This window comes from Marinobacter sp. CP1 (genome assembly GCF_001266795.1).
Classification (GTDB): Bacteria; Pseudomonadota; Gammaproteobacteria; order Pseudomonadales; family Oleiphilaceae; genus Marinobacter; species Marinobacter flavimaris.
In genome coordinates, this window is sequence record NZ_CP011929.1 from 521484 (window position 1) to 543081 (window position 21598).

Genomic DNA, 21598 nt, shown 5'->3' on the forward strand with positions numbered 1-21598 from the left:
AGGCATGCGATTCTCTCTCGGTTTACTGCTCTCCTCGACTCTATTACTTACCGCCGGATGTGGTGGCGGTGACGATGCCATTGAGGGGGCGGCCAGTCAGCCCAATGACTTCGCAGGCAACAAGAACCCGGTGGACGATTTCAGCTCCGGCAGCACCGGCGATTCCACCAACACCGGGGGCCTCGCCAGCAACGAAGTCCGGGTAACCATGGAGGTACCAGGTGGTGTCACCAGCGAGGGCGAGCCGACCCGGCGTAACCTGAGAATCGTACAGCCGGACAGGGTGAGTGTTTACTACACCAATCAGGCCCTGTCGGTGCTTGATGAACCCGCGATTTCCACGCGCACCGACAGCGAAGGCTTCACCATTATCGAATTCACCAACGGCCTGCCCCTGGGGCCGGACGTGATCATCGATGCCACTTACGGCAACACCCGCATGCGTGCCCTGGCCGCCGATGCCGACCGGGATGTGAAGGTGAACCCCTTCTCCGAGTACCTGGTGCGCAATACCCTCAGCAACTACACGGCAGGCGAGTTCCAGACCATTATGGACTGCGTTGCCGATGAGGGCGGCGAGCTGTGCCTGAACAAGTATGTATGGTCTACCCTCGCCGACCAGGTGCACGACTTTGAAATTGATATTCCCGCCAATGTTGGCCTGGGCGGTGCCCTGGATGTTCTGGAGAATCGGGGAGATTTTGCCCGATACGTCAGCGCCATGGCCGACTACGCGGTGCTGGACGAGACCTCTTCGGGCAAGATCAGCGCCAGTTCCGCGGACTACAATTCGGTATTCCTGGGCATTGAGTTGGGGCAGACGTTTGTGGAGCCTTCCATCAGTGGGTCGGGGCAATGGGGTGTTCGTACCGCACAGGAAGAGGTGCTGACGGATGAGAACGGCACCGGCTATGTTTACCCGGCCCTGACGCTCACCAGTTTCGATGCGTTCAATATCCGCGTTACCTCTCTGGCCAACGACATTCCCTATGATCGGGAGGCGCTGATTCATCAGGCCGGGAACGAGTTCTTTGTGCGGGGATCGGATCGGTGGGATCGGAACACCCACTCATCCTCGCCCGGAGCAGCCACCCTGCTGGAAGATACCCGTTTGCTGGCCGGCCGGGCCCTGTACCAGAGCATTACCGGCCGGGGCAGTTCGAAAATCATTGGTTGGACTCGCAATCCCTACTACCTGGACGCCTTCACCAGCGCCCCCGTGGATGAAACCACGGGCCCGGACCGGGTGATCAGCGGCTATTTCAGTGCGGGCAAGGCGATCGAGCTGGAGGCTGATGGGGATTCGTTGTTGCGGCTGGGGACTCTGGAAGACCAGTATCTTTCGGTTCTTGAAATCAACCTGCTTCGAAAGGAAGGTTTCGACGCGGACACCGTGAATGGCCGCGAATACAACATCTTGTACCTGGGAACCCGGTTCAGCGATGAAACAACACCCCTGGCCATTGAAGCAGGCGTTGGCCAGTGGCAGATTAACGGCGGCACGGTTAGCCAATCCCAGAGCTTTACAACGGTGCAGCGCGGTAGCTCAGGCACTGTCACCACTGATCCCACCGGCACCCGAACGGAATCCTGGGCCCTGAGCAACCGAACCTCCCGGCTCAGCAAAGGCGATGTGGATATCGGCCGGCTGAACCTGGACATTACCACCGCCTCCGGTGATTTCCAGCAGCCGGATATCGGCATCGGTGCCAGCACGCCGGACGGCAGCCTGATGGCGTTCAATCTGGACGACAGCCCCCTGGGAGACGGCATCCTGATTGCGGCCGAGCAAACCGCCAACAGCGCACCCGCTACGGGCCAGTTCCGGCTTCAGGGTGTAGCCCTGGCATTGGCGCCGGGCACGAACCGGCTCCGGCATTTTGACAATGCACTGCTGACCATTGATTCCTCCAGTGCCGCGACGCTGTCCCCGGTCGAGTTGACCAGTACCCATTCGGTCGACAACGAAACTGTAACGAAGCCCGCTCTTGAGAACACTCCCGACATCGCCCTGACCTACAGTCAGTCCGGTGACGGCCGGGTGCAGTTCAGTGCCGGGAACCTCGCACTGGAGGGCTTCCACACCGCCAGCCAGGACCAGTTCTACCTGCGTTTGCAAACCACCGAGGGCAATGAGGAACAGATCGGCCTGGTGATGGCTACACGCCTGCCCTGAGCGCGGCAGCACAGGACAAAACCCAAGAGGCAGACGCTCTCGTATAACCTGTTATAATTGTTGCTGTATCGACTTTAACGAGAGGTTTTATGTCTGCGGGTAAACGGGCGGTCATGCTGATGGTTCCATTGATTGCGTTTGCGATCGGGGGCGGTTTCTATACACCACAGGCGAGTGTTGACCAGGGCGATTCTGCCAACTCGGGTTCCGAGCCTGCCCTTTCCTCCCTGCCGCCTCTGCCGACCTGGGCCAATGACGATCTGCCGGATTTCTCGCAGTACCAGGACACCACCGAGAAAAAAGCCGCGTTCTTTTCGTTTCTGTACCCGAGAATTGTTCTGGCCAATTCCAGGATTCTGATTGAGCGCGACTACCTGGACAGTCTGGCCAACAAGGAAAGCCTGACCAGCAAGGAGTACAACTGGCTGGCGCAGCAGTCGGAGCGATTAAGAGTGGATGCCGAGCCCGGCAGCGACGAGCAATTTGCCCTGCTACGCAAGCGCCTGGACGTGATTCCTCCGTCCCTGATCCTGGCTCAGGCTGCCAACGAATCTGCCTGGGGCACCTCCCGTTTTGCCACCAAGGGCAACAACCTGTTCGGCCAGTGGTGTTTTTCCAAGGGCTGCGGCCTGGTTCCCCTCGGTCGTGCCGAAGGCGCCAGCCATGAAGTAGCGAAGTTCTCTTCGCCCTACCGGTCGGTTCGGGCCTACATCCAGAACCTGAACCGCCACCCCACCTACCAGTTGCTGAGGGACGTTCGGCTGAAAGACCGCCGCAACAATTCGGCACTGTCCGGACTGGAACTGGCAGAAGGCCTGCTCGGCTATTCCGAGCGCGGCGAGGAATATATCGAAGAAATCCGGGCCATGATTCATTACAACAACCTGGAGTTCTACGACGACGATTTCCGCAGCGTGGTCCGGGATATCGACCCCAGCCGCCTTGAGCAACTGGCCTCAACGAAAGCGGAAGCCGGGTTGTTACCCCGCCAATCCTCACTGAACACCAACCCGGCTGAAGGCTAGAGACCCGACCACATGCTCTATTTTCTCCCTGCGCCGCTGAAGGGGACTTTGGCGGCCCTGGCCATCCTGTGTAACACCCTCGTGCTGTTTCCCGTTCTTCTGGTGTTCGCGCTGCTTAAACTCGTGCTGCCGATTACCTCCGTGCGCAAGGGCTGCACGGTGATCCTGAACAACATCGCGTGGGTGTGGATCGGCTTTAACAACCTGCTGATGGATTTCCTTCACAAAGTCGACTGGGACGTTCGCGGGGTGGAGAACCTCAGCCGGGAGCACTGGTACTTTGTTACCTGCAACCACCAGAGCTGGGCGGACATACCCGCCATTCAGTATGTGCTCAACAGCCGGATTCCCCTGCTGAAATTCTTCCTGAAAAGACAGCTGATCTGGGTGCCGTTTCTTGGCGTTGCCTGGTGGGCGCTGGATTTTCCGTTCATGCATCGCCACACCAAGGAACAGATTGCCAAACGCCCTGAGCTCAAGGGAAAGGATGTAGCGGCCACCCAGGCTGCCTGCGAGAAGTTTCGCTACACCCCGGTAACGATCTTCAACTTCATGGAAGGCACCCGTTTTACACCCGAGAAGCATGATCGCCAGAATTCACCCTACAAGCACCTCTTGAAACCGAGAGCAGGCGGAACGGCTTTTGTACTGGACGCGATGGGCGACATGATTCACACCATGCTGGATGTCACGATCGTGTATCCCGAAGGCAGGGCCGGCTTTTGGGATTACCTTTGCGGGCGAATCCGAAGGATTATTATTGACGTTCGGACGCGGGAAATTCCAGGCGAGTTTCTGGGAATGGATTACGAAAACAACCGGGAGACCCGGATTGCGTTCCAGCGCTGGGTGAGCCAGATTTGGGCCGAAAAAGATGCGCGAATCGATGAGCTTAAAGCAGCCCAAGCTCCCGGGCCCGGACAATAGCCTGGGTTCGGGATTTCACTTCCAGCTTGGCATTGATTCGACGCGCGTGGGTTTTCACCGTGTGCAGGGAAATATGCAGCTTGTCAGCTATTTCCTGGTTTGAAAGCCCTTTTGCAATCAGCTCAAGCACGCCCTGCTCCCGCTCACTGATGGGTTCTGCCAGGGTGTCCAGGGTACCCGCGACCTCACGCAGCTCGAACACCTCGCCCAGCGCCTCTTTAAACGCACTCTCGGGAAGCTGACCAAAGCCCTTCGTCATTAGCTCCTGCAATTCGTTCCTGAGCTCCCGGAAAGGACTGATGAAATGCTCTGCAGCAGCCTCATTGACGACGGTAGACAGAATCTTCAGGGCAACCACCGGTCCCTTTTCATCCAGAACGATCACAGCCTCAAGCAAGCGCATGTGGAGCTCTACGCCCCATGGAATGGCTCCCTCATATCGTTCACGGATACCCTGGAGTGTTTCCCGGGCTTTTATCAGATCACCGCGGGCCAGGTCGACCCGAACCTGAAGGCAGTCCAGCAAGCCCGGCATCATGGGGAAAAGCTCCGGTACGCAGCCCGCTTCCCGGTAAGGAGCAAGCTTTCGAACCGCCTGATCGGCACTGTCGATCTGATTCTGCGACAACCAGCAGTTGGCTTTCAGGGCCTCGAGAACAGGTACGAACAGGGATTCGTCGACTTGCCAGGAATGCATGGTACGCTCGGCCCGACCAATCCAGACAAACGCATCCTCCAATCGCCCCTGGGCCCGACACATCAAGACACGAATGGTCATCGCCAGCAGCAGTCCAAGATCCCTGGTCTGTTCAGCATGTCGCCCACAGGTGACCAACAGGCGATCTGCTTCCGCTTCACGGCCCTGATGCCAAAGCACAAGCACCAGATTCAGTTGCAGGCGGGTTTCACCAATCCGGGCAGGACGCGAGAGCTCCTGCATGGCGGTATCGAGACCGGTGCGCAACAATTGCTCTGCATGTTTCAGGGCGCCTTTGCCCAGTTCGATCCGGGCATGGGCATAAACCGCCAGTGCTTCCGAACCGGAATCGCCCGCTTCTCTTGCCAGTCTCGACGCAGCCCGGTTTGCTTCCCGGGCCTCCGGGAATCGACCCGCGGCGCACAATGCACTGGAACGGACCATCTGCGTGACAAGCTGGCCCTGAGTACTGAGTTCCCCGTCAGCCAGGGCCTCATCAGCCATGTCCAAAGCCGGCCCAACACTGCCCTCGCCCCGCAGGATAAACGCTTTCAAGGCACGAATCCGTGCAGCCTGCTCCTGTCGGTCGGTCACAGCCAGACCATCAATCAGCGCTCGAGCCTGGCGGAACTGGCCGCCAATTGCATGAACCCAGCTATAGACAATTCTGAGACGCACGCTTCGTTCCAGGAGCTGGGCCGGCAGACTCTTTCGAAGGCGCAGGAGCGATGCGGTATCCTGACCCAACAGCAAAGCCTCTGATCCCTCAGCGGCTATGCGGATGACTTCCTCGGCATCTCCAGACAGTAGCGCGTATTTCAATGCTTCCGGGAACTGGTCGCGCACGCCAAACCATCGGCTCGCCTGCAGCATCCGCTCCGAATAACCGGCCATTACGGGCGACTTCAGCCATTCCTGCAACAACGGGTTTACACGGAACCAGCGACCACGGCCCGGCATCGGCTTCAGGGGCAGCCCCCGCTCGGCAGCCTGAGAGGGAACAAAGCCAGCTTCAGGCAGGAGTCGCTCAAGCGCCAGGAACAGTTCATCGGAGCACAGTTCAAGTTCTGCAATACCCCGCATGGACCGCATCTGCCCCGGGGTCAGATTGCCAAGCACCGACTCCTTCAAAAACCTTTCAACGCTCGGTGTTTCCTGAATGGGTTTGCGCTCGATATTCTGAGCAACCTCCCGACGATACAGCGCCAACGGCGTCGCCCAGCCCTCGGTCATATAGTAGAGGTTATCGACAGCAACGCTGGTGAGTTCGCTCTTCGTCGTGGCGGACCGGAAAAACTCGAAGGTTTCTGAACGGGAAAACTCAAGCGTTTCAGACCCGATGCGGGTGAAACGGTTTTCCAGCTCGAGGCTGTGCGTTTCGAAAGGTAGCGCCTTACGGGAGATAAGAACGATGGACGAACCACTCGGAAATTCCATCACCAGCTGTTGAAGCAGGTCCACTACGGCGGGATTGCTGAGATTTTGGAGGTTGTCGAGCACCAGGACCCGTGGCTGGCCGGAACCCTCACGCGCCAAAGCGACCTGCATCATCGAAAGGGTATCCGAGAAGGTGGCGCCGCTCTGGAGCCCCTGCTCCGGGGTTTCAGGCAGATCCAGGGCAATGGCAAGCAAGGTCAGGAAGCGGGATGGTGCATTATCCTGGGAGTTCAGCGTAATCCAGCGGACTTGATCGGCAGCCATTTGAGCGCTGACGAGGCCGCTGACCACAGCGTGGGATTTGCCGTAACCACAGGGCGCCTCCAGAAAAAGAACACCTCTGGAAGTCAGTGCTTCGGCAATCCTGGTATCAAGCTTTGGCCGAACCATTGAATCGGACGGAACCGGGGGAATATGAACCCGTTGTCTGAGCAGGTCCCTGATTAACTCGCCCCGTTGAAGACCACTGTTCGCTGACTGGAATTCGTCGTTGGCTGCACAGCCATCATTGAATGGTTTCACGCACTGCCCCATTTAGCTCCGGCTCGCACTGCCTTGCACCGCCGGAAAAGTGGATCTTGCACTGACTTTTCAATGGCGACCGACATCGGGTACGCCTTTAGTATGATAAGAAGGTTAAACCAATTGAGGGGTGGGCTGCAAAATTTTGACGTGAAAGGGTTTTCCAGGGTGTAAAAAAAACGGCGGGCCATGAGGCCCGCCGTTTTTTGGTCTTCTTCAGAACCCTTACCGGGTACCGGCGCGGCGCAGTGCGGCCGGCGTGTAATCCCTGGAGCGGCGCTCAACGCCAAACTCATACGGGTTCTCTTCCTCGTTGGTCAGACCAAGCGCGAGGTAGCGGCCAGAGAGCAGGTCGTACAGCGTCTCAATGGCGTACCAGGGCACGTTCTGATCATAGAACTGCATATTGTGGGCTTCTGCAACACGCCAGAGTTCGCCACGGCCGTCGTAGTGATCAATGACAGATGCCTGCCAGGAGTCCTCATCAATGTAGAAGTCACGCTGGGCATAGATGTGGCGGGCCCCTTCTTTCAGGGTTGCGCGAACATGCCATACACGGTGCAGCTCGTAGCGAGTGTAATCCTGATTGATATGACCAGCCTGAATAATCTGGTCATAGCTCAGACTGCGATCGGTCAGCTTGTAGGAGTTGTACGGAATGTACATTTCCTTCTTGCCAACCAGCTCCCAGTTGTAGCGATCCGGAGCACCGTTGAACATGTCGAAGTTATCCGAAGTACGCATACCGTCAGACGCGGTACCCGGTCCGTCATACGCTACCTGAGGCGCCCGACGAACCCGACGCTGACCGGCGTTGTAAACCCACGCACGGCGAGGCTCGGCAACCTGGTCGATGGTCTCGTGTACCAGCAGTACGTTACCGGCGAGACGTGCCGGAGCGGTAATGGCCTGCTTGAAGTAAAATAGAACGTTCGCATCCTCGTCCGGATTGTAATCCGAGAGGTAGGTACGCCAGGTAAGCTCGTCCTGGAATTTCACAACAGAGAATTCACCACCTTCAGTCGGCGTCACCTGACCAACGGTACGCTGTACAGAACCACCTCTATAACGGGTAATGTGGTTCCAGATTGCCTCCAGACCATTCTGGGGAATCGGGAACGGGGTGGCAGACTGATAGTTGCCCAGACCGTTACCGTCCTTGATCAGCTCAACCGTGGTCGCGTTTTCAACGGTCTGCTCCATGACCTCTTCAGGATAAGCAGCAGTACGATGGGTTTCGTACACCGGCATGAAGTAGTCATCGTAGCGCTCGATCATAGCCACCTGGCCAGGGGACAGGTTGTCTTTGTACTGCTCGACGTTGTTCTGATCGATGGTGAACTTGGGCTGCTCATCCGCGAACGGATTCACGTAGATGCCGTCATTATTGTAGCCGGGAGGCGGCGTTGTCAGACCACCGGTCCAGGGGGGAATGGCACCGCCGTTACCGGCTTTTTCTGCACCCATCGGTGTCAGCGAGTTACCCAGCTTGGCCGCTTCTTCAGCAGAAACCGCACCCCAGGCCTGGCCGGCAAACATGCTCGCTGCCAGAACGCCTGTGGCCAGTAGTTTCTTGTTTAGTTTCATTTAAATTCCCTCGTTCAACGAATACTTTCCGGGTTCAGAATGAGTATGAAACGCTAGCACTCACGAAATCGCGGTCAGTCAACTCGTTATACGGCTTGCCGCCGAAAAAGTTTGTGTAACCGATGTTGCCGGTAATCTTGTTCTGGTAAACCGCCTGCAGAGACAGACCGATAGCCTTGCTGCCTTCGTTGAAAGCACCGCCCGGCTGCGGGCTGTAACCCTCAACATCGTGGCTCCAGGCCAGCTGAGGTGACAGGTTAACACCGGCCACGGCGTCCAGGTAATCCCAAACCAGACGGGTACGGTAACCCCACGAGAAGTCGGTTGTGAAGCCTTCGTTGTTACAGTAGTTGGTGTTGATGTTGGCACCACCGTCGGAACAGATGTCGATTGGGCCGAACGGGAGAGTACCAATACCGAAGGTGCCTGAACGACCGTAACGAGCTTCGTCGTAATCCGGCAGGTCATGCACATAAGTTGCACCGAACTCCGTGATCAAAGACAGCCGACTGGCGCCCATTACCTGATCGAAGAACTTGATCAGCGTAAACTGAGCCTGGGACACATTGAAACGATCGTATCCGGCGACCGGCTTGCCAGCCAGGTTTGCACCCGGATTTTCTGCAAGACGCTGCGCTTCCAGCTTACTAAGTGGGTCACCTGCTGGATCACGCTGCTGCAAGCCACCAAAGATCAATTCAAAAGCGTTCCACTGCAAAGGCACGTTGTCGCGGAAGCTGTATTCAGCGCCCAGCGACCAGCCACCGGGTGTGGTGGTGTTGATGCTGATGCCGTACAGGTTGATGTTCTCCGGGTACTCGATGAAGTAGCTCGGGAAGCTGGAGAACGGCAGGCTCGGATCGTTCTGCTGCGTCGAAGTCGGGCTGGATGGGTTGTTCACCAGACCACTGACGTATGGCAGACGACTGTTGTACTTGATGTAGTAGAAACCCAGCTCTGAGTCATTCAGCTCAGGTACATACCAGCGCACGGCCACACCAAACTGGTCTTTGGAATCCGCTTCCTGGTCTCCAATCCGAGGCGCGATGAAGCCCTGTGCAAAGGCCTGGGAATCCGGTAGCTGGCCAGCGAGAAGTACCGGGCCGCAACCATCAGCTGCGAAATCGTTGGTGGAGAAGAAGGTACCACAGTCGTCCGGACGAACCGGCTCCCAGTCTGCCTGTACGAAGGTCTCAACGGTGACGTTCTCTGTGATACCCGCAGACATGTAGAACATCTCGACCGGGAGAAGCGCGTCTTTCAGTTCAGAGCCCGGCGCCCGGAAGGCGGGAACGTCTACAGGGTTGATGATATTGATACCGCCCTGAATAAACGTACTTTCGCCCCAGCTGAGAACCTGCTTGCCATAACGCAGGCTGACCGGAATCTGGCCAAAGTACCAGTCCGAGAATACATAGGCATCCAGAATTTCACCACCGGAAGCATAGTCCTTGGCATGTTGATTCAGCTCGCGGCGCTGACCGACAAAATCAACGGCACGGCTTTCATCTTTCAGTTCAAAATCATACCAGTAGCGGCCTCGAAGCAAACCACCAACACGGGTAAGGAAAGAGCTGTCGACGTTGTAATTGAGGTAAAGCTCGCTGTTACCCTTGACGATTTTGGAGTAGGTATCGCCACTTTCGAAGTTGAGGTTGCCGTCGTCGTAGTTGTTGGTGGAGGCGCCGATGTTTTCCAGAGCACCGCCCGGAGCGTACTCGGGGCCAAGGTTACCCTGGGCGATAAGGCGTTTGTCGCGATCTTCGACCCGCCAACCGGCACCTGCGGACAGCGTGGTGTTGAACTGGGCTTCCACATCTCCCACGTAGAACGAATAGGCGGCTGCGTGACCGGACACTCCCGCCGCAACTGCCACGGCAAGCGGTAATTTGGTCCAACGCTGCCATTGATGTGTTTTTCTTGTCATTGGAAGGCTACTCCATTGTTGTTCTGAGTCGCTGCTCTGATTATTGGTGTTCACGATGTATTGGAGGCTTCGTGCACAGTGCTCGTGATATTGGCACTATAGCTAACGCCTTCGGGCGCTTTGATCAGTCAAAAGTATGATTTTGCTATCATCCCCCTGTAAACGCCGTTTGCCGCCGGGTTCCGTCGCACAGAATCACTATAGACAACAAAATTAGATGCAACCACTTTGGTTTTGGTGGTTTTTTTCGCTTTAAACTTGGGAGCAAGCACTGCCGCCGGGGTGAGCCTTCCGGGAACCGCTACGAGCACATCCATGTGCGCTTGTTTCGGGCCATCCATGGCCCTCTACATTCCCGGAAGGCTCACCCCGACGTCAGCGCCCATAGTTCCGATGTAATCTGCGACTCAGATGTCACCAGATTCACGACAAAAGGAAGCTTCGGCACCAGTGCCTCGAAAAGCCTTCTCGTATTGTCAGGGGCAAGGGGCGGTCGTCTTTCTGAAACTGTCGGCAGCATGGATGCTGCCGTCAAGCCTACAGGGACGTATTTACGGCGTGTTTCAGAAAGACGACCGCCCCTTGTCCAACAACCGAAGCAAAAGAGCTATACAGGATTCCTGCTTAAAGCATCTCAATAGCCATGGCCGTAGCCTCGCCGCCACCAATGCAAAGAGCTGCAATGCCCTTCTTTTTGCCGTAACGCTGAAGAGCATACATGAGGGTGACCAGCAGGCGGGAGCCGGTGGAACCGACGGGGTGACCCTGGGCGCAGGCGCCGCCGTGGATGTTGACTTTTTCGGGGTCGAGGCCGAGTTCGCGGATCGGCATCATGGCGACCATGGCGAAGGCTTCGTTGATCTCGAAGAGGTCGACGTCGTCTTTGCTCCAACCGGTTTTGCCGAATAGGGTTTCGATAGCGCCAACCGGCGCGCAGGTAAACTCGGCAGGATGCTGGGACTGGGTGCTGTGACCGACGATTCGCGCCAGGGGTTTGAGGCCGCGCTTTTCAGCTTCGGACTCGCGCATCAGGAGCAACGCAGAAGCGCCGTCTGAGATCGAAGAGGCATTTGCCGCTGTGACGGTGCCATCTTTGGCGAAGGCCGGGCGGAGGCTCGGGATCTTGTCGATGTTGGCGTTGTGGGGTTGCTCGTCGTCCTCGACAACTACTTCGCCTTTGCGGCTTTTAACGGTTACCGGGACGATCTCGTCTTTCAACAGGCCTTCTTCGATGGCTTTCTTGGCCCGGGTCAGAGAGGTGATGGCATACTCGTCCATCTCTTCCCGGGTGTAGCCTTTCTTGTCGGCCATTTCCTGGGCGAAGGCGCCCATCAGGCGACCGGTTTCGGCGTCTTCCAGGCCATCCAGGAACATGTGATCCTGGGGTGCCTGGCCCGGGCCCATGCGGTAGCCGCTGCGAACGCCCTGCAGGATGTAGGGAGCGTTCGACATGCTTTCCATACCACCAGCTACCATGATGTCATTGCTGCCGGCTTTAATCAGATCATGGGCGAACATGGCGGCTTTCATGCCGGAGCCGCAGAGTTTATTGATGGTGGTGGCTCCAGTGTGGTCCGGAAGACCAGCCTTGCGCATGGCCTGGCGGGCCGGGCCCTGTTTTAGGCCGGCAGGCAGGACGTTGCCCATAATGACTTCCTGCACGTCCGCGGGCTGCAGACCAGCGCGTTTTACGGCTTCGGCGATGGTAAGCGCGCCCAGGTCGGTGGCGCTGACACTGGCCAGGCTACCCTGAAATCCGCCCATGGGGGTGCGGACACCGCTTACGATGACGACGTTCTCTGTACTCATTTCTGAATCTCTCTGTTGGTTGTCTGGTAGTTTTTTTTATGGCTTATGCGGCGCTTCAAGGTATTCCCGGGACTGCATCTCCAGCAGGCGGGATTCAGTGCGCTCGAATTCAAAGCCGAGGCGGCCGCCGGTATAGAGCTCGGTAATCGGGGCGGCTGCCGAGATAATGACTTTGACGTTGCGGTCGTAGAATTCGTCAATCATGTTGATGAATCGGCGAGCCTGGTCGTCTTTCTCTTTGCCCAGGATGGGCACGTTGCTGACGATAATGGCGTGGAACTGGCGGGCCATTTCGATGTAATCGTTCTGGCTTCGGGGGCCGTCGCAGACGTCTTTGAAATCAAACCAGACTACGTCGTCAGCGTGGGCCTGGGCCGGAATTTTGCGGCCGTTGATTTCCATGGTTTTACTGTGTTTCGCTGCCTCAACTGCCAGGGCATCAAAGCTCTTGCGAAGGCTGACGTCCGCTTCTTCATCCAGTGGCGAGTGAAAGAGCTCCGCCTGCTCGAGGGTTCTTAACCGGTAATCTACCCCGCCATCCACGTTGACCACGTCGGTGTGCTTCTTGACCAGCTCGATAGCCGGCAGGAAGCGGGCCCGCTGGAGACCATCCTTGTAAAGACCATCCGGGACGATATTAGAAGTGCACACCAGCGTGACGCCACGGCTAAACAAGCCGTCCATCAGGGTGGCGAGAATCATGGCATCGCCAATGTCGGACACGAAAAACTCATCGAAACAGATAACCCGGGCTTCATCGGCAAACTTTTTCGAGACCAGCTCGAGTGGATTCTTCTCGCCCTTGAGGGATCTGAGCTCGCTGTGTACCCGCTGCATGAAGCGGTGGAAGTGGACCCGCATCTTGCGATCAAAGGGCAGCGACTCGTAGAAGGTATCCATCAGGTAGGTTTTTCCCCGGCCTACCCCACCCCAGAAATACAGGCCCTTGACCGGCTCTTCTTTGCCTTTCTTGAGCTTGCGCAAAAGTTTGGCCTTGGGCTTGCTGCGATCCCTTTCGGCTTCCACCAGTTTGTCGTACAGTGACTGAAGGCGCTTGACCGCATCTTCCTGGGCCGAGTCCTTCTGGAAATCCGGGCGTTCAAGATCCTTCTGGTAACGTTGCCAAGGGGTCATGGTCGCACTGGTTTCGGAGGACATCGCAGCTGTCATCAAGGTATTCCCGGAAGTTGATCGTAAATTTGGGCGCCATATTGTCTCGCATTTGGCGATTTTTCGCCACGTTGGCCGCCTCGGCAGCAATACGACGATTGGCGCAGGCCACAATCATGGGATGATGGAGCCTGGGGCGTTATACTCGTCGAACAGGGGCTTGGCTCACTTCTAGGTAAAAGGACGACACAGCATATGACAAACCTGATTCTGGCAGCGATTGCCGCATTGGTTGTTGGCATTGTCATCGGGGTATTTGTTGGCCGTTCCGGGCAGGGAACGTCGCTTCGGCAGCGCCGGGCGGAACAGCAGATTGAGGAACTGAGAAGCGAATATACCCGCTACCAGGCCCAGGTGAACGAGCATTTCATGGAGTCGGCCCATTTGCTGCGCCGCTTCAACGATGCCTACCGCGACGTGAACCAGCATATGGCACGCGGCGCCAACCGTCTTTGCAATGACGAAGACTGGATGGAGGAGTTGGCGCAGGAGACTTCCAAGAAGCGCCTGGAAGAGGTTCGCGAGGACGCTTCCGAGCCGCCGCGGGATTATGCGCCCAAGACAGATCCTAAGGATTCCGGCACGCTTGCTGAGGACTTTGGGCTCAAGAAGGGTGATAAGGCTCAGCAGGCCTGATTCGTTCAAGGCCTGACCTTAATTCGGCGGTCGGGCCATTGTAAGACTTCTAATTTCAGTGAGTGGGCGGGTCGGACACCCCTGTCCGGGAACCGCTACGAGCACCCGCACGCGGGTCCGGCCAGCAATCACAGATTGCTGGCGTTCGGCTGTCGCATGAAGCTTCGCTTCATAAACGCTCGGCCTCACCCATCTGCGCTTGACGTCGGCCATCCTTGGCCGCCGACATTCTCGGAAAGGGGTGACTACCCCGCTCCGTCGACTCTGTGCAATTCGCACTAAGCCTTCATCTAACCATCTATTCCTGATTAGACAGGGTTGTCGCAATCAATAAACTTGTGACTCACCCCAAATTCCTCGGCTAACGCTTTCCCGAGCGCTTGCACACCATAACGCTCAGTCGCGTGATGACCAGCCGCATAGTAGTGGATACCACACTCCCTTGCCGTGTGCGTCGTCGGCTCGGAGATTTCACCGCTGATATAGGCATCGAGCCCCGCATCCAGAGCAATGTTAATAAACCCCTGTGCAGCACCGGTACACCACCCTACCCGCTTGATCGCAGTCGGACCTTCGCCCACCCAGAGCGGTTCACGGTGAAGCTGTCTGGCAATGTGAAGACCGAACTTCTCGGGAGACATTGCTTCTTCCAGCTCGCCTTCCCACACCAAACCACCTAACGGGCGCGGGTTCTTGATGTTGAGAATGTTCGCAAGCTGACGATTGTTGCCGTATTCGGGATGGTCATCCAGCGGGAGGTGGTAGGCGACAAGATTGATATCGTTGTCCAGGAGTTGCTTCAAACGTTCTCGTTTCATCCCCTGAATGCGCTGATCCTCGCCTTTCCAGAAGTAACCGTGGTGGACCAGGATCATATCGGCGTTTGCTTCGATCGCAGCTTCGATCAGAGCCTTTGAGGCCGTTACGCCAGAGATGACGGTTTTAATTTCAGGCGTGCCTTCAACTTGCAGGCCATTGGGACAGTAATCCTGGAAATTATCGGGTTGGAGCCATTCGTTGATTTTCTCAAGGATGTCGCTTCGATTTGCCATAAAAACTCCACTCCGGACTATTTCAGAGAAGCTCGAGGAGTGAGGCAGACGCCCCTTCCCGGGAATGTCGGCGGCCAAGGATGGCCGACGCCAAGCGCACATGGATGTGCTCGTAGCGGTTCCCGGGAAGGGGCGTCTGCCTCACTCTACCCGCCAACTTAGCAGGCTAGAGGGACCGGAGCCCCTCAATCAAAGCATCATTCTGCTCAACAGTGCCAATAGTGATTCGCAGAAATTCGCTAATTCGGGGCTTATTGAAGTGCCGGACGATAATACCCTGCTCCCTCAGGCCTTTGGCCAAAACCTCGCCCGGCTGATCTTTATGACGGGCAAAGATGAAGTTTGCCTTGGAGGGTAACACCTCGAATCCAAGATCTTCGAGGGCGGTAATTACACGCTCGCGCTCGGAGATCACGCCCTCGCAGCACTTCCGGAACCAGGCTTCATCCTCGTAGGCCGCCTTCGCGCCGGCCAGGGCCAGGCGGTCCAGCGGGTAGCTGTTGAAGCTGTTCTTCACCCGGTTCAGGGCCTCGATCAGGTCTGGGTGGCCGACGGCGAAACCTACCCGCAAACCGGCCAGTGACCGCGCCTTGGAGAGCGTCTGGGAGACCAGCAGGTTCGGGTACTTGTCGACCAGGGTAATCGCCGACTCGCCACCGAAATCGATGTAGGCTTCATCCACAACAACGACACGATCCGGGTTGGCAGCCAGGATTTCTTCAACATATTGCAGCTCAAGATACCGACCGGTTGGCGCGTTCGGGTTCGGGAAGATGACGCCGCCGTTGGGTTGCTTGAAGTCGTCCGGGTTGATTTCAAAGCTTTCTGTCAGCGGGACTTTTTGGCTCTCGATGTTATAGAGGCCACAGTAAACCGGATAGAAGCTGTAGGTGATGTCCGGAAACAGGATCGGTTCGCCGTGCTGAAACAGACCGAAGAAGATGTGTGCGAGGACTTCATCGGAGCCGTTGCCGAGGAAGATCTGTTCCGGCTTTACCTTGTGGTACGCCGCGATAGTCTGGCGCAGGCTTTCGCCTTCCGGATCCGGATAGAGGCGCAAGCCGTCGTTCAGTTCGGCCTGGATGGCTTCGATGACTTTTGGTGAGGGGCCGAAGGGGTTTTCGTTGGTGTTCAGCTTCACCAGGTTGGCCATTTTTGGCTGTTCGCCTGGTACGTACGGAACCAGGTCGTTTACCAGGGGGCTCCAGAATTTGCTCATAGCTTTTGCACTCCGTTTGGTGCAGACGGGCGACGGGCAGCTCAATCTCCGAGAACCGCTACGAGCACCCGCAAGCGGGTCCGGCCAGCAATCTCAGATTGCTGTCGTGTGGCTATCGCATGAAGCTCCGCTTCATCATCGCTCTGCCACACCCATGTGCGCTTGGCGTCGGCCATCCATGGCCGCCGACATTCTCGGAGAGTGACCTGCCCGCCGCCCTGCATACATAGGGGGTGAAGTCTTTTAATCTTTAATACGATATTCCGCCGACCGGGCGTGGGCGGTTAAGCCTTCGCCACGTGCAAGAACCGACGCCACACGCCCCATGCGGTCAGCACCGGCAGCGCTGAAGCCGATGATGGAAGACCGTTTCTGGAAGTCGTAGACGCCCAGCGGGGAAGAGAACCGTGCTGTGCCGCTGGTGGGCAACACGTGGTTCGGGCCGGCGCAGTAGTCGCCGAGGGCTTCGGCGGTGTAGCGGCCCATGAAGATGGCGCCGGCGTGGCGAATGTCTTCGAGCATGGCCTCGGGGTCTTCGACCGACAGCTCCAGGTGCTCCGGGGCGATGCGGTTGGAGACTTCGGCGGCTTGTTTCAGATCGGCGACCTGGATCAGCGCGGCGCGGTCGGTCATGGAGGTGCGGATGATGTCGGCGCGCTCCATGGTTGGCAGCAGTTTGTTGATGCTGGCTTCGACGGCATCCAGGAATTCGGCATCCGGGCTGATCAGGATGGACTGGGCCTGCTCGTCGTGTTCTGCCTGGGAGAACAGGTCCATGGCGATCCAGTCGGGGTCGGTTTTGCCGTCGCTGATCACGAGGATTTCCGAGGGGCCGGCGATCATGTCGATGCCGACAACGCCGAAGACTTCGCGCTTGGCGGTGGCGACGAAAATGTTGCCGGGGCCGACGATTTTATCAACGGCAGGAATGGTTTCTGTGCCATAGGCGAGCGCGCCCACGGCCTGGGCACCGCCAACGGTGAAGACCCGGTCAACACCGGCAATCGCTGCGGAGGCCAGGACCATGTCATTCACCACACCATCCGGTGTCGGAACAACCATCACGACTTCACTGACACCCGCGACCTTTGCGGGAATGGCGTTCATGAGCACGGATGACGGATAAGCGGCTTTCCCGCCGGGCACGTAAAGACCCGCCCGATCCAGCGGCGTTACCTTCTGGCCGAGCACGGTTCCGTCTTCGTCTTCATACTGCCAGGACTTCTGGTTCTGGCGTTCGTGGTAGTCGCGAATTCGCTCAGCCGCTTTTTCAAGGGCAACCCGCTGGTCCTGGGGAATCGCGTCCAGGGCCTGCTGCAAACGGCTTTGGTCCATTTCCAACTCGGCGACGGACCCAACCTTCAGGCGATCGAATTTCTCGGTAAATTCCAGAACCGCCTGGTCACCCCGGGTTTTCACCTCATGCAGGATGTGGCGCACCGACTCGTTCACCTGATGATCAACGCTGTCGTCCCAGGCCAAAAGTTTGGCCAACGCATCATTAAAGTCACTTTGGGAAGCGTTCAATCGGGTGATCTTGGCGGTCATAACTCAAATCCTGTATGGGATTAACGACTAACTGACTCTGGCCGGCCCTGACATCAGGTCCGGCGTTTATCCACAGCTGCGGACATCTTTTCGATTATGGGGTTAATACGCTCGTGTTTCATCTTCATGGAGGCACGATTGACCACCAGCCGGCTGCTGATGTGTTCAATCAGTTCCCGGGCCTCGAGGCCGTTCGCCTTCAGCGTGTTGCCGGTGTCGACAATGTCGACGATCTCGTCGGCCAGCCCGAGAATCGGAGCCAGCTCCATAGCGCCGTAGAGCTTGATGATGTCTGCCTGGCGACCCTGGGCCGAGTAGTACCGGCGAGCCAGGTTGACGAACTTTGTAGCCACCTTGATACGACCGGATGGCGGAGTCTGATCTTTCGGGCCGGCGGTCATAAGGCGACACCGGGAAATGTTCAGATCCAGTGGCTCATACAGCCCTTCCCCACCATGCTCCATCAGCACGTCCTTGCCGGTCACACCAAGGTCCGCGCCGCCGTACTGAACATAAGTCGGCACGTCTGTGGCCCGGATAATCAGAACCCGAACATTGGGGTCCGTTGTCGGGAACACCAGTTTGCGCGACTTTTTGACGTCGTCGATCAGTTCGATTCCTGCTTCCGCCAACAGCGGCAGGGTTTCTTCCAGGATTCGTCCCTTCGACAAGGCGATGGTTATGGAATCTGTCATGGATTCTTCCGGTTTCCCGTAGTGTCTGGATAGATGTCTTTCACGCTGGCAGGCGGCGGATGGTGGCACCCAGCAACTGCAGTTTCTCTTCGATACACTCGTACCCGCGGTCTATGTGATAGATGCGATCTACGATGGTATCGCCGTCGGCCATGAGGCCGGCGATGACAAGGCTTGCCGAGGCCCTGAGGTCCGTGGCCATAACCGGCGCACCGGTTAGGTGATCCACGCCCTTGATGATCGCGGCATTGCCCTCAAGCGTGATATCCGCACCCATGCGGATCAGTTCCTGAAGGTGCATGAACCGGTTCTCGAACACGGTTTCCACAATGGTACCGGTGCCTTCGGCCACGGCGTTCATTGCAGCGAACTGGGCCTGCATGTCGGTCGGGAAGGCCGGATATGGCGCTGTACGCAGGCTAACCGCTTTCGGGCGGTTACCCTTCATGTCCAGTTCAATCCAGTCCGGGCCGGTGTTGATGTGGGCGCCGGCCTCTTGGAGCTTGAGGACAACAGCTTCCAGCAGGTCTTCCCGGGTATCCTTCAGTTTTACCCTACCGCCGGTTGCAGCCGCAGCGACGAGATAGGTACCGGTTTCAACACGGTCTGGCAGCACGTTGTAATGGCAACCGTGCAGGCGCTCAACACCGTTGATTTCGATGGTGGCGGTGCCGTGACCTTTGATGTCTGCGCCCATGGCGATCAGACACTCGGCGAGGTCAACAACCTCCGGCTCGCGGGCCGCGTTTTCCAGGATGGTTTTTCCGTCGGCCAGGGCAGCCGCCATCATAAGATTCTCGGTACCGGTTACGGTGACCGTATCCAGGAAAATGTGCGCGCCTTTCAGACGACCGTTGGTCTTGGCCTTGATGTAGCCATTCTCGACCTTGATGTCCGCGCCCATCATTTCCAGGCCATGGATGTGCAGGTTCACCGGGCGACTACCGATCGCACAACCGCCGGGCAGGGATACTTCTGCTTCGCCGAAGTGAGCGACCAGAGGACCCAGCACCAGAATGGAGGCCCGCATGGTTTTCACCAGCTCGTAAGGGGCATGGAAGTGTTTGATGGTGTTGGCGTGGATTTCCACGCTCATCTTCTCATCAATGATCACTTCAACACCCATGCGACCCAGAAGCTCGATCATGGTGGTTACGTCGTGCAGGTGCGGTAGATTGCCTACGGTTACCGGCTCATCCGCCAGCAGAGTTGCTGCGAGGATCGGCAGTGCGGCGTTCTTGGCACCGGAAATCCGGATTTCACCATCCAGAGGCTTGCGCCCTCTGATCAGAAGTTTATCCACAATAAATATCCTGTTTTGTCCGGACCGTTCAGCCCTGGCGCTCAGCCCATTCGGCCGGAGTAAATGCTTTTGGATGAAGGGCGTGAATCGAGCCATCCATGATCTGCTGGAACAGCGCCTTGTTGATCAACTGCTGGCGCTTGATAGTCGGCAGGCCTTCGAATACGTCACCCACCACGACGACCAGGTAATGGGTACCATCAACCTGTACCTGAACTTCACAGCCGGGCAACGCTTCTTTGACCAGCTCGGTGACTTGGGCGGCATCCATAGAAAATCCTCGGGTGTTTTGAAATCAGGGGCGAGATTGTAACCAATTCCGGCGCTCGGGTCAGCTTTAGCGTCCGGTCAACAAAGGGAGCTAAACCGGAATAATCAGTGGGCGGGATGGACGGCTTCCGGGCCAAACCCCTCAAGCTGATCATCAAGATTGCTCAGGGCTGCCAGCGAGGCCAGACGGCCGCTGACGCCACGAAACGAAAGGGCAACGCCCGCCTGATGCGCCAGGCGCTGCCAGCAGAACAGCATTGAGAGAACAGCACTGTGGGCCGTCACCAGTCCATCGAGATCGACGACAAGATCGGCAGAAGCCAAACGGATCAGCTTCTCACCCTGCTTTCTCAAGCCGACCACGGTGTCTGTGTTCACTTCACCGGTAACGACGAGCACGCCGTCCAGGAGCTGAACCACAGGCGAGCCGCTGGTCATGATTGGTTGACTTCCTGATCGAGGTTCAGACTTTCAACAGCGTCGCTCCACCCATCAATCACCGCCTGGATCTGGCCGCGGTTTTCTTCCATCTCCTGGCCGAATCGATCCCGGAAAGCCAGGCCTATGTTGACGCCCTCAACAATGACATTTTCCATCAGCCACTTGCCTTCCGCCGTCTTGTACATTGAATAGGTCACCGGGTAGCGATTACCGGAGGCACTGATCACTTCCATCTGCACAGAGGCTCGATCGTCACTCTGGGGGTTGATGGTCGCCTCCTTGACCTGGATCTCGAAATTCTCGGCATTAACCAGCGCCTGGGCGTAGCTGTCAAACAGACTGCGCTTGAACTTGGCCACGAACTCGTCTCGTTGCTCAGGCGTCGTTTGGCGTGCGTAACGGCCCATCACCCTGGCAGCGATGCGGCGGAAGTCGACAAAATCGGTCAGAGCCTCATCCATGCTTTTATAAAAAGCCTCTGGATCCCGCTCGTAGAGTCCGCGCTCCTCGTTCAGCTTGTCCACGAGCCGCTGGGTGTTGGCATCCACATACTTGCGAAGCTCCTCCGCTTCACTCGCCTGGGTCGGCGCGACCAGAGCCAGGGCCATGAAGAGGCCGATCAGAATGTGGTGTCTCAGTGCAAACATCAGGATCTCCTGTTTGATCTTTCCGGCCCGAATCAACGGCCCGATGCAAAGTTGCTGATCAGCCGTTCCAGGTTCATGGCCGACTGTGTCGAATAGAAGGTATCGCCCTCTTTCAGCGAATCCATCTCGGCGCCAATCGATATATCAATGTACTGCTCGCCGAGCAGGCCGGATGTACGTATAACTGCGGAACTGTCCGACGGGATATTGTCCACATCCGAATGAATCGACATCTCGACCCGAGCCTGGAAGGTTTCCGTGTTCAGGCTGATGGATTCGATGGTGCCAACCGTTACCCCGGCCATCGAGACCCGACCGCGGGGCGTGAGCCCGCCCGTATCGTTGAAATTGGCATATATGGTGTAGGTGCTCTCGGCCGATTTCGGCGACAGCCCGCTCACCTGAAGCGCCAGGACCAGCAAAGCTGCACAGCCTGCGATCATGAACAGGCCAACGATGATTTCAGTGGTTCTCTGCGCCATTTCAGGCTCCGGTATTATCTCGTTAATC

At 57.3% G+C, this 21598-nt stretch carries 20 protein-coding genes; 4 read left to right on the plus strand and 16 right to left on the minus strand.

Going from position 1 to position 21598, the window contains the following annotated elements; all coding sequences use genetic code 11:
- Positions 1-4 precede the first annotated feature (4 nt).
- The 3 genes from ACP86_RS02450 to ACP86_RS02460 all read left to right on the plus strand — a co-directional run bounded on the left by ACP86_RS02450 (position 5) and on the right by ACP86_RS02460 (position 4128).
- On the plus strand, positions 5-2176 hold the full coding sequence (locus ACP86_RS02450; RefSeq protein ID WP_053112660.1) for a hypothetical protein: 2172 nt from the start codon (positions 5-7) through the stop codon (positions 2174-2176).
- An 89-nt stretch (positions 2177-2265) separates the two neighbouring features.
- Positions 2266-3201 carry a glucosaminidase domain-containing protein gene (locus ACP86_RS02455; RefSeq protein WP_053112661.1) on the plus strand — a complete coding sequence of 312 codons (936 nt, stop codon included), beginning with the start codon at positions 2266-2268 and terminating at the stop codon, positions 3199-3201.
- 12 nt (positions 3202-3213) lie between these two features.
- Positions 3214-4128, plus strand: a complete 915-nt coding sequence (locus tag ACP86_RS02460; RefSeq protein WP_053112662.1) for an acyltransferase — start codon at positions 3214-3216, stop codon at positions 4126-4128.
- On the opposite strand, the gene ACP86_RS02465 is transcribed toward ACP86_RS02460, so the two are convergent.
- The 6 genes from ACP86_RS02465 to zapE form a co-directional block, all read right to left on the minus strand.
- Positions 4094-6796 (minus strand): LuxR C-terminal-related transcriptional regulator, encoded by a 2703-nt coding sequence (locus ACP86_RS02465; RefSeq protein WP_053112663.1) that lies wholly within the window; start codon positions 6794-6796, stop codon positions 4094-4096. The genes ACP86_RS02460 and ACP86_RS02465 overlap by 35 nt on opposite strands.
- Positions 6797-7009: 213 nt before the next feature.
- Complete coding sequence (locus ACP86_RS02470; protein ID WP_053112664.1) at positions 7010-8371, minus strand: DUF1329 domain-containing protein; 1362 nt, start codon at positions 8369-8371, stop codon at positions 7010-7012.
- 34 nt (positions 8372-8405) lie between these two features.
- The gene (locus ACP86_RS02475) at positions 8406-10298 is read right to left on the minus strand and encodes a DUF1302 domain-containing protein (protein WP_053112665.1); all 1893 of its coding nucleotides are present in this window, start codon (positions 10296-10298) and stop codon (positions 8406-8408) included.
- 128 nt (positions 10299-10426) lie between these two features.
- Positions 10427-10639 (minus strand): hypothetical protein, encoded by a 213-nt coding sequence (locus ACP86_RS02480; protein WP_008170200.1) that lies wholly within the window; start codon positions 10637-10639, stop codon positions 10427-10429.
- Positions 10640-10922: 283 nt separating this feature from the next.
- Positions 10923-12107, minus strand: a complete 1185-nt coding sequence (locus ACP86_RS02485) for a thiolase family protein (protein WP_053112666.1) — start codon at positions 12105-12107, stop codon at positions 10923-10925.
- A 36-nt stretch (positions 12108-12143) separates the two neighbouring features.
- Positions 12144-13241, minus strand: a complete 1098-nt coding sequence (gene zapE / locus ACP86_RS02490; protein ID WP_176443022.1) for a cell division protein ZapE — start codon at positions 13239-13241, stop codon at positions 12144-12146.
- A gap of 231 nt (positions 13242-13472) precedes the next feature.
- Here zapE and ACP86_RS02495 point away from each other — a divergent pair, with 231 nt between their 5' ends.
- Positions 13473-13913 (plus strand): YhcB family protein, encoded by a 441-nt coding sequence (locus ACP86_RS02495; RefSeq protein ID WP_008170195.1) that lies wholly within the window; start codon positions 13473-13475, stop codon positions 13911-13913.
- A 308-nt stretch (positions 13914-14221) separates the two neighbouring features.
- On the opposite strand, the gene ACP86_RS02500 is transcribed toward ACP86_RS02495, so the two are convergent.
- From ACP86_RS02500 to mlaD, 10 genes are all read right to left on the minus strand, one after another.
- The gene (locus ACP86_RS02500; protein ID WP_053112668.1) at positions 14222-14965 is read right to left on the minus strand and encodes a Nif3-like dinuclear metal center hexameric protein; all 744 of its coding nucleotides are present in this window, start codon (positions 14963-14965) and stop codon (positions 14222-14224) included.
- Between the two features lie 166 nt (positions 14966-15131).
- Positions 15132-16184 carry a histidinol-phosphate transaminase gene (gene hisC / locus ACP86_RS02505; RefSeq protein ID WP_053112669.1) on the minus strand — a complete coding sequence of 351 codons (1053 nt, stop codon included), beginning with the start codon at positions 16182-16184 and terminating at the stop codon, positions 15132-15134.
- Between the two features lie 41 nt (positions 16185-16225).
- Positions 16226-16360, minus strand: a complete 135-nt coding sequence (locus ACP86_RS23420; protein WP_264752570.1) for a hypothetical protein — start codon at positions 16358-16360, stop codon at positions 16226-16228.
- Positions 16361-16427: 67 nt separating this feature from the next.
- Complete coding sequence (hisD, locus tag ACP86_RS02510) at positions 16428-17732, minus strand: histidinol dehydrogenase (RefSeq protein WP_053112670.1); 1305 nt, start codon at positions 17730-17732, stop codon at positions 16428-16430.
- A gap of 53 nt (positions 17733-17785) precedes the next feature.
- The gene (gene hisG, locus ACP86_RS02515) at positions 17786-18427 is read right to left on the minus strand and encodes an ATP phosphoribosyltransferase (RefSeq protein ID WP_014577730.1); all 642 of its coding nucleotides are present in this window, start codon (positions 18425-18427) and stop codon (positions 17786-17788) included.
- A gap of 40 nt (positions 18428-18467) precedes the next feature.
- Positions 18468-19730 (minus strand): UDP-N-acetylglucosamine 1-carboxyvinyltransferase, encoded by a 1263-nt coding sequence (gene murA, locus ACP86_RS02520; protein WP_053112671.1) that lies wholly within the window; start codon positions 19728-19730, stop codon positions 18468-18470.
- Between the two features lie 28 nt (positions 19731-19758).
- Complete coding sequence (locus ACP86_RS02525) at positions 19759-20001, minus strand: BolA family protein (RefSeq protein ID WP_008170179.1); 243 nt, start codon at positions 19999-20001, stop codon at positions 19759-19761.
- A 104-nt stretch (positions 20002-20105) separates the two neighbouring features.
- Entirely contained in the window at positions 20106-20438 is a 333-nt protein-coding gene (locus ACP86_RS02530; RefSeq protein WP_053112672.1) for a lipid asymmetry maintenance protein MlaB, read from the minus strand.
- The gene (locus ACP86_RS02535; RefSeq protein ID WP_008170176.1) at positions 20435-21088 is read right to left on the minus strand and encodes a phospholipid-binding protein MlaC; all 654 of its coding nucleotides are present in this window, start codon (positions 21086-21088) and stop codon (positions 20435-20437) included. The genes ACP86_RS02530 and ACP86_RS02535 overlap by 4 nt, the downstream gene beginning before the upstream one ends.
- A 32-nt stretch (positions 21089-21120) precedes the next feature.
- A complete protein-coding gene (gene mlaD, locus ACP86_RS02540; RefSeq protein WP_053112673.1) occupies positions 21121-21570 on the minus strand; it encodes an outer membrane lipid asymmetry maintenance protein MlaD in 450 nt (149 codons plus the stop codon).
- Positions 21571-21598: the final 28 nt, after the last annotated feature.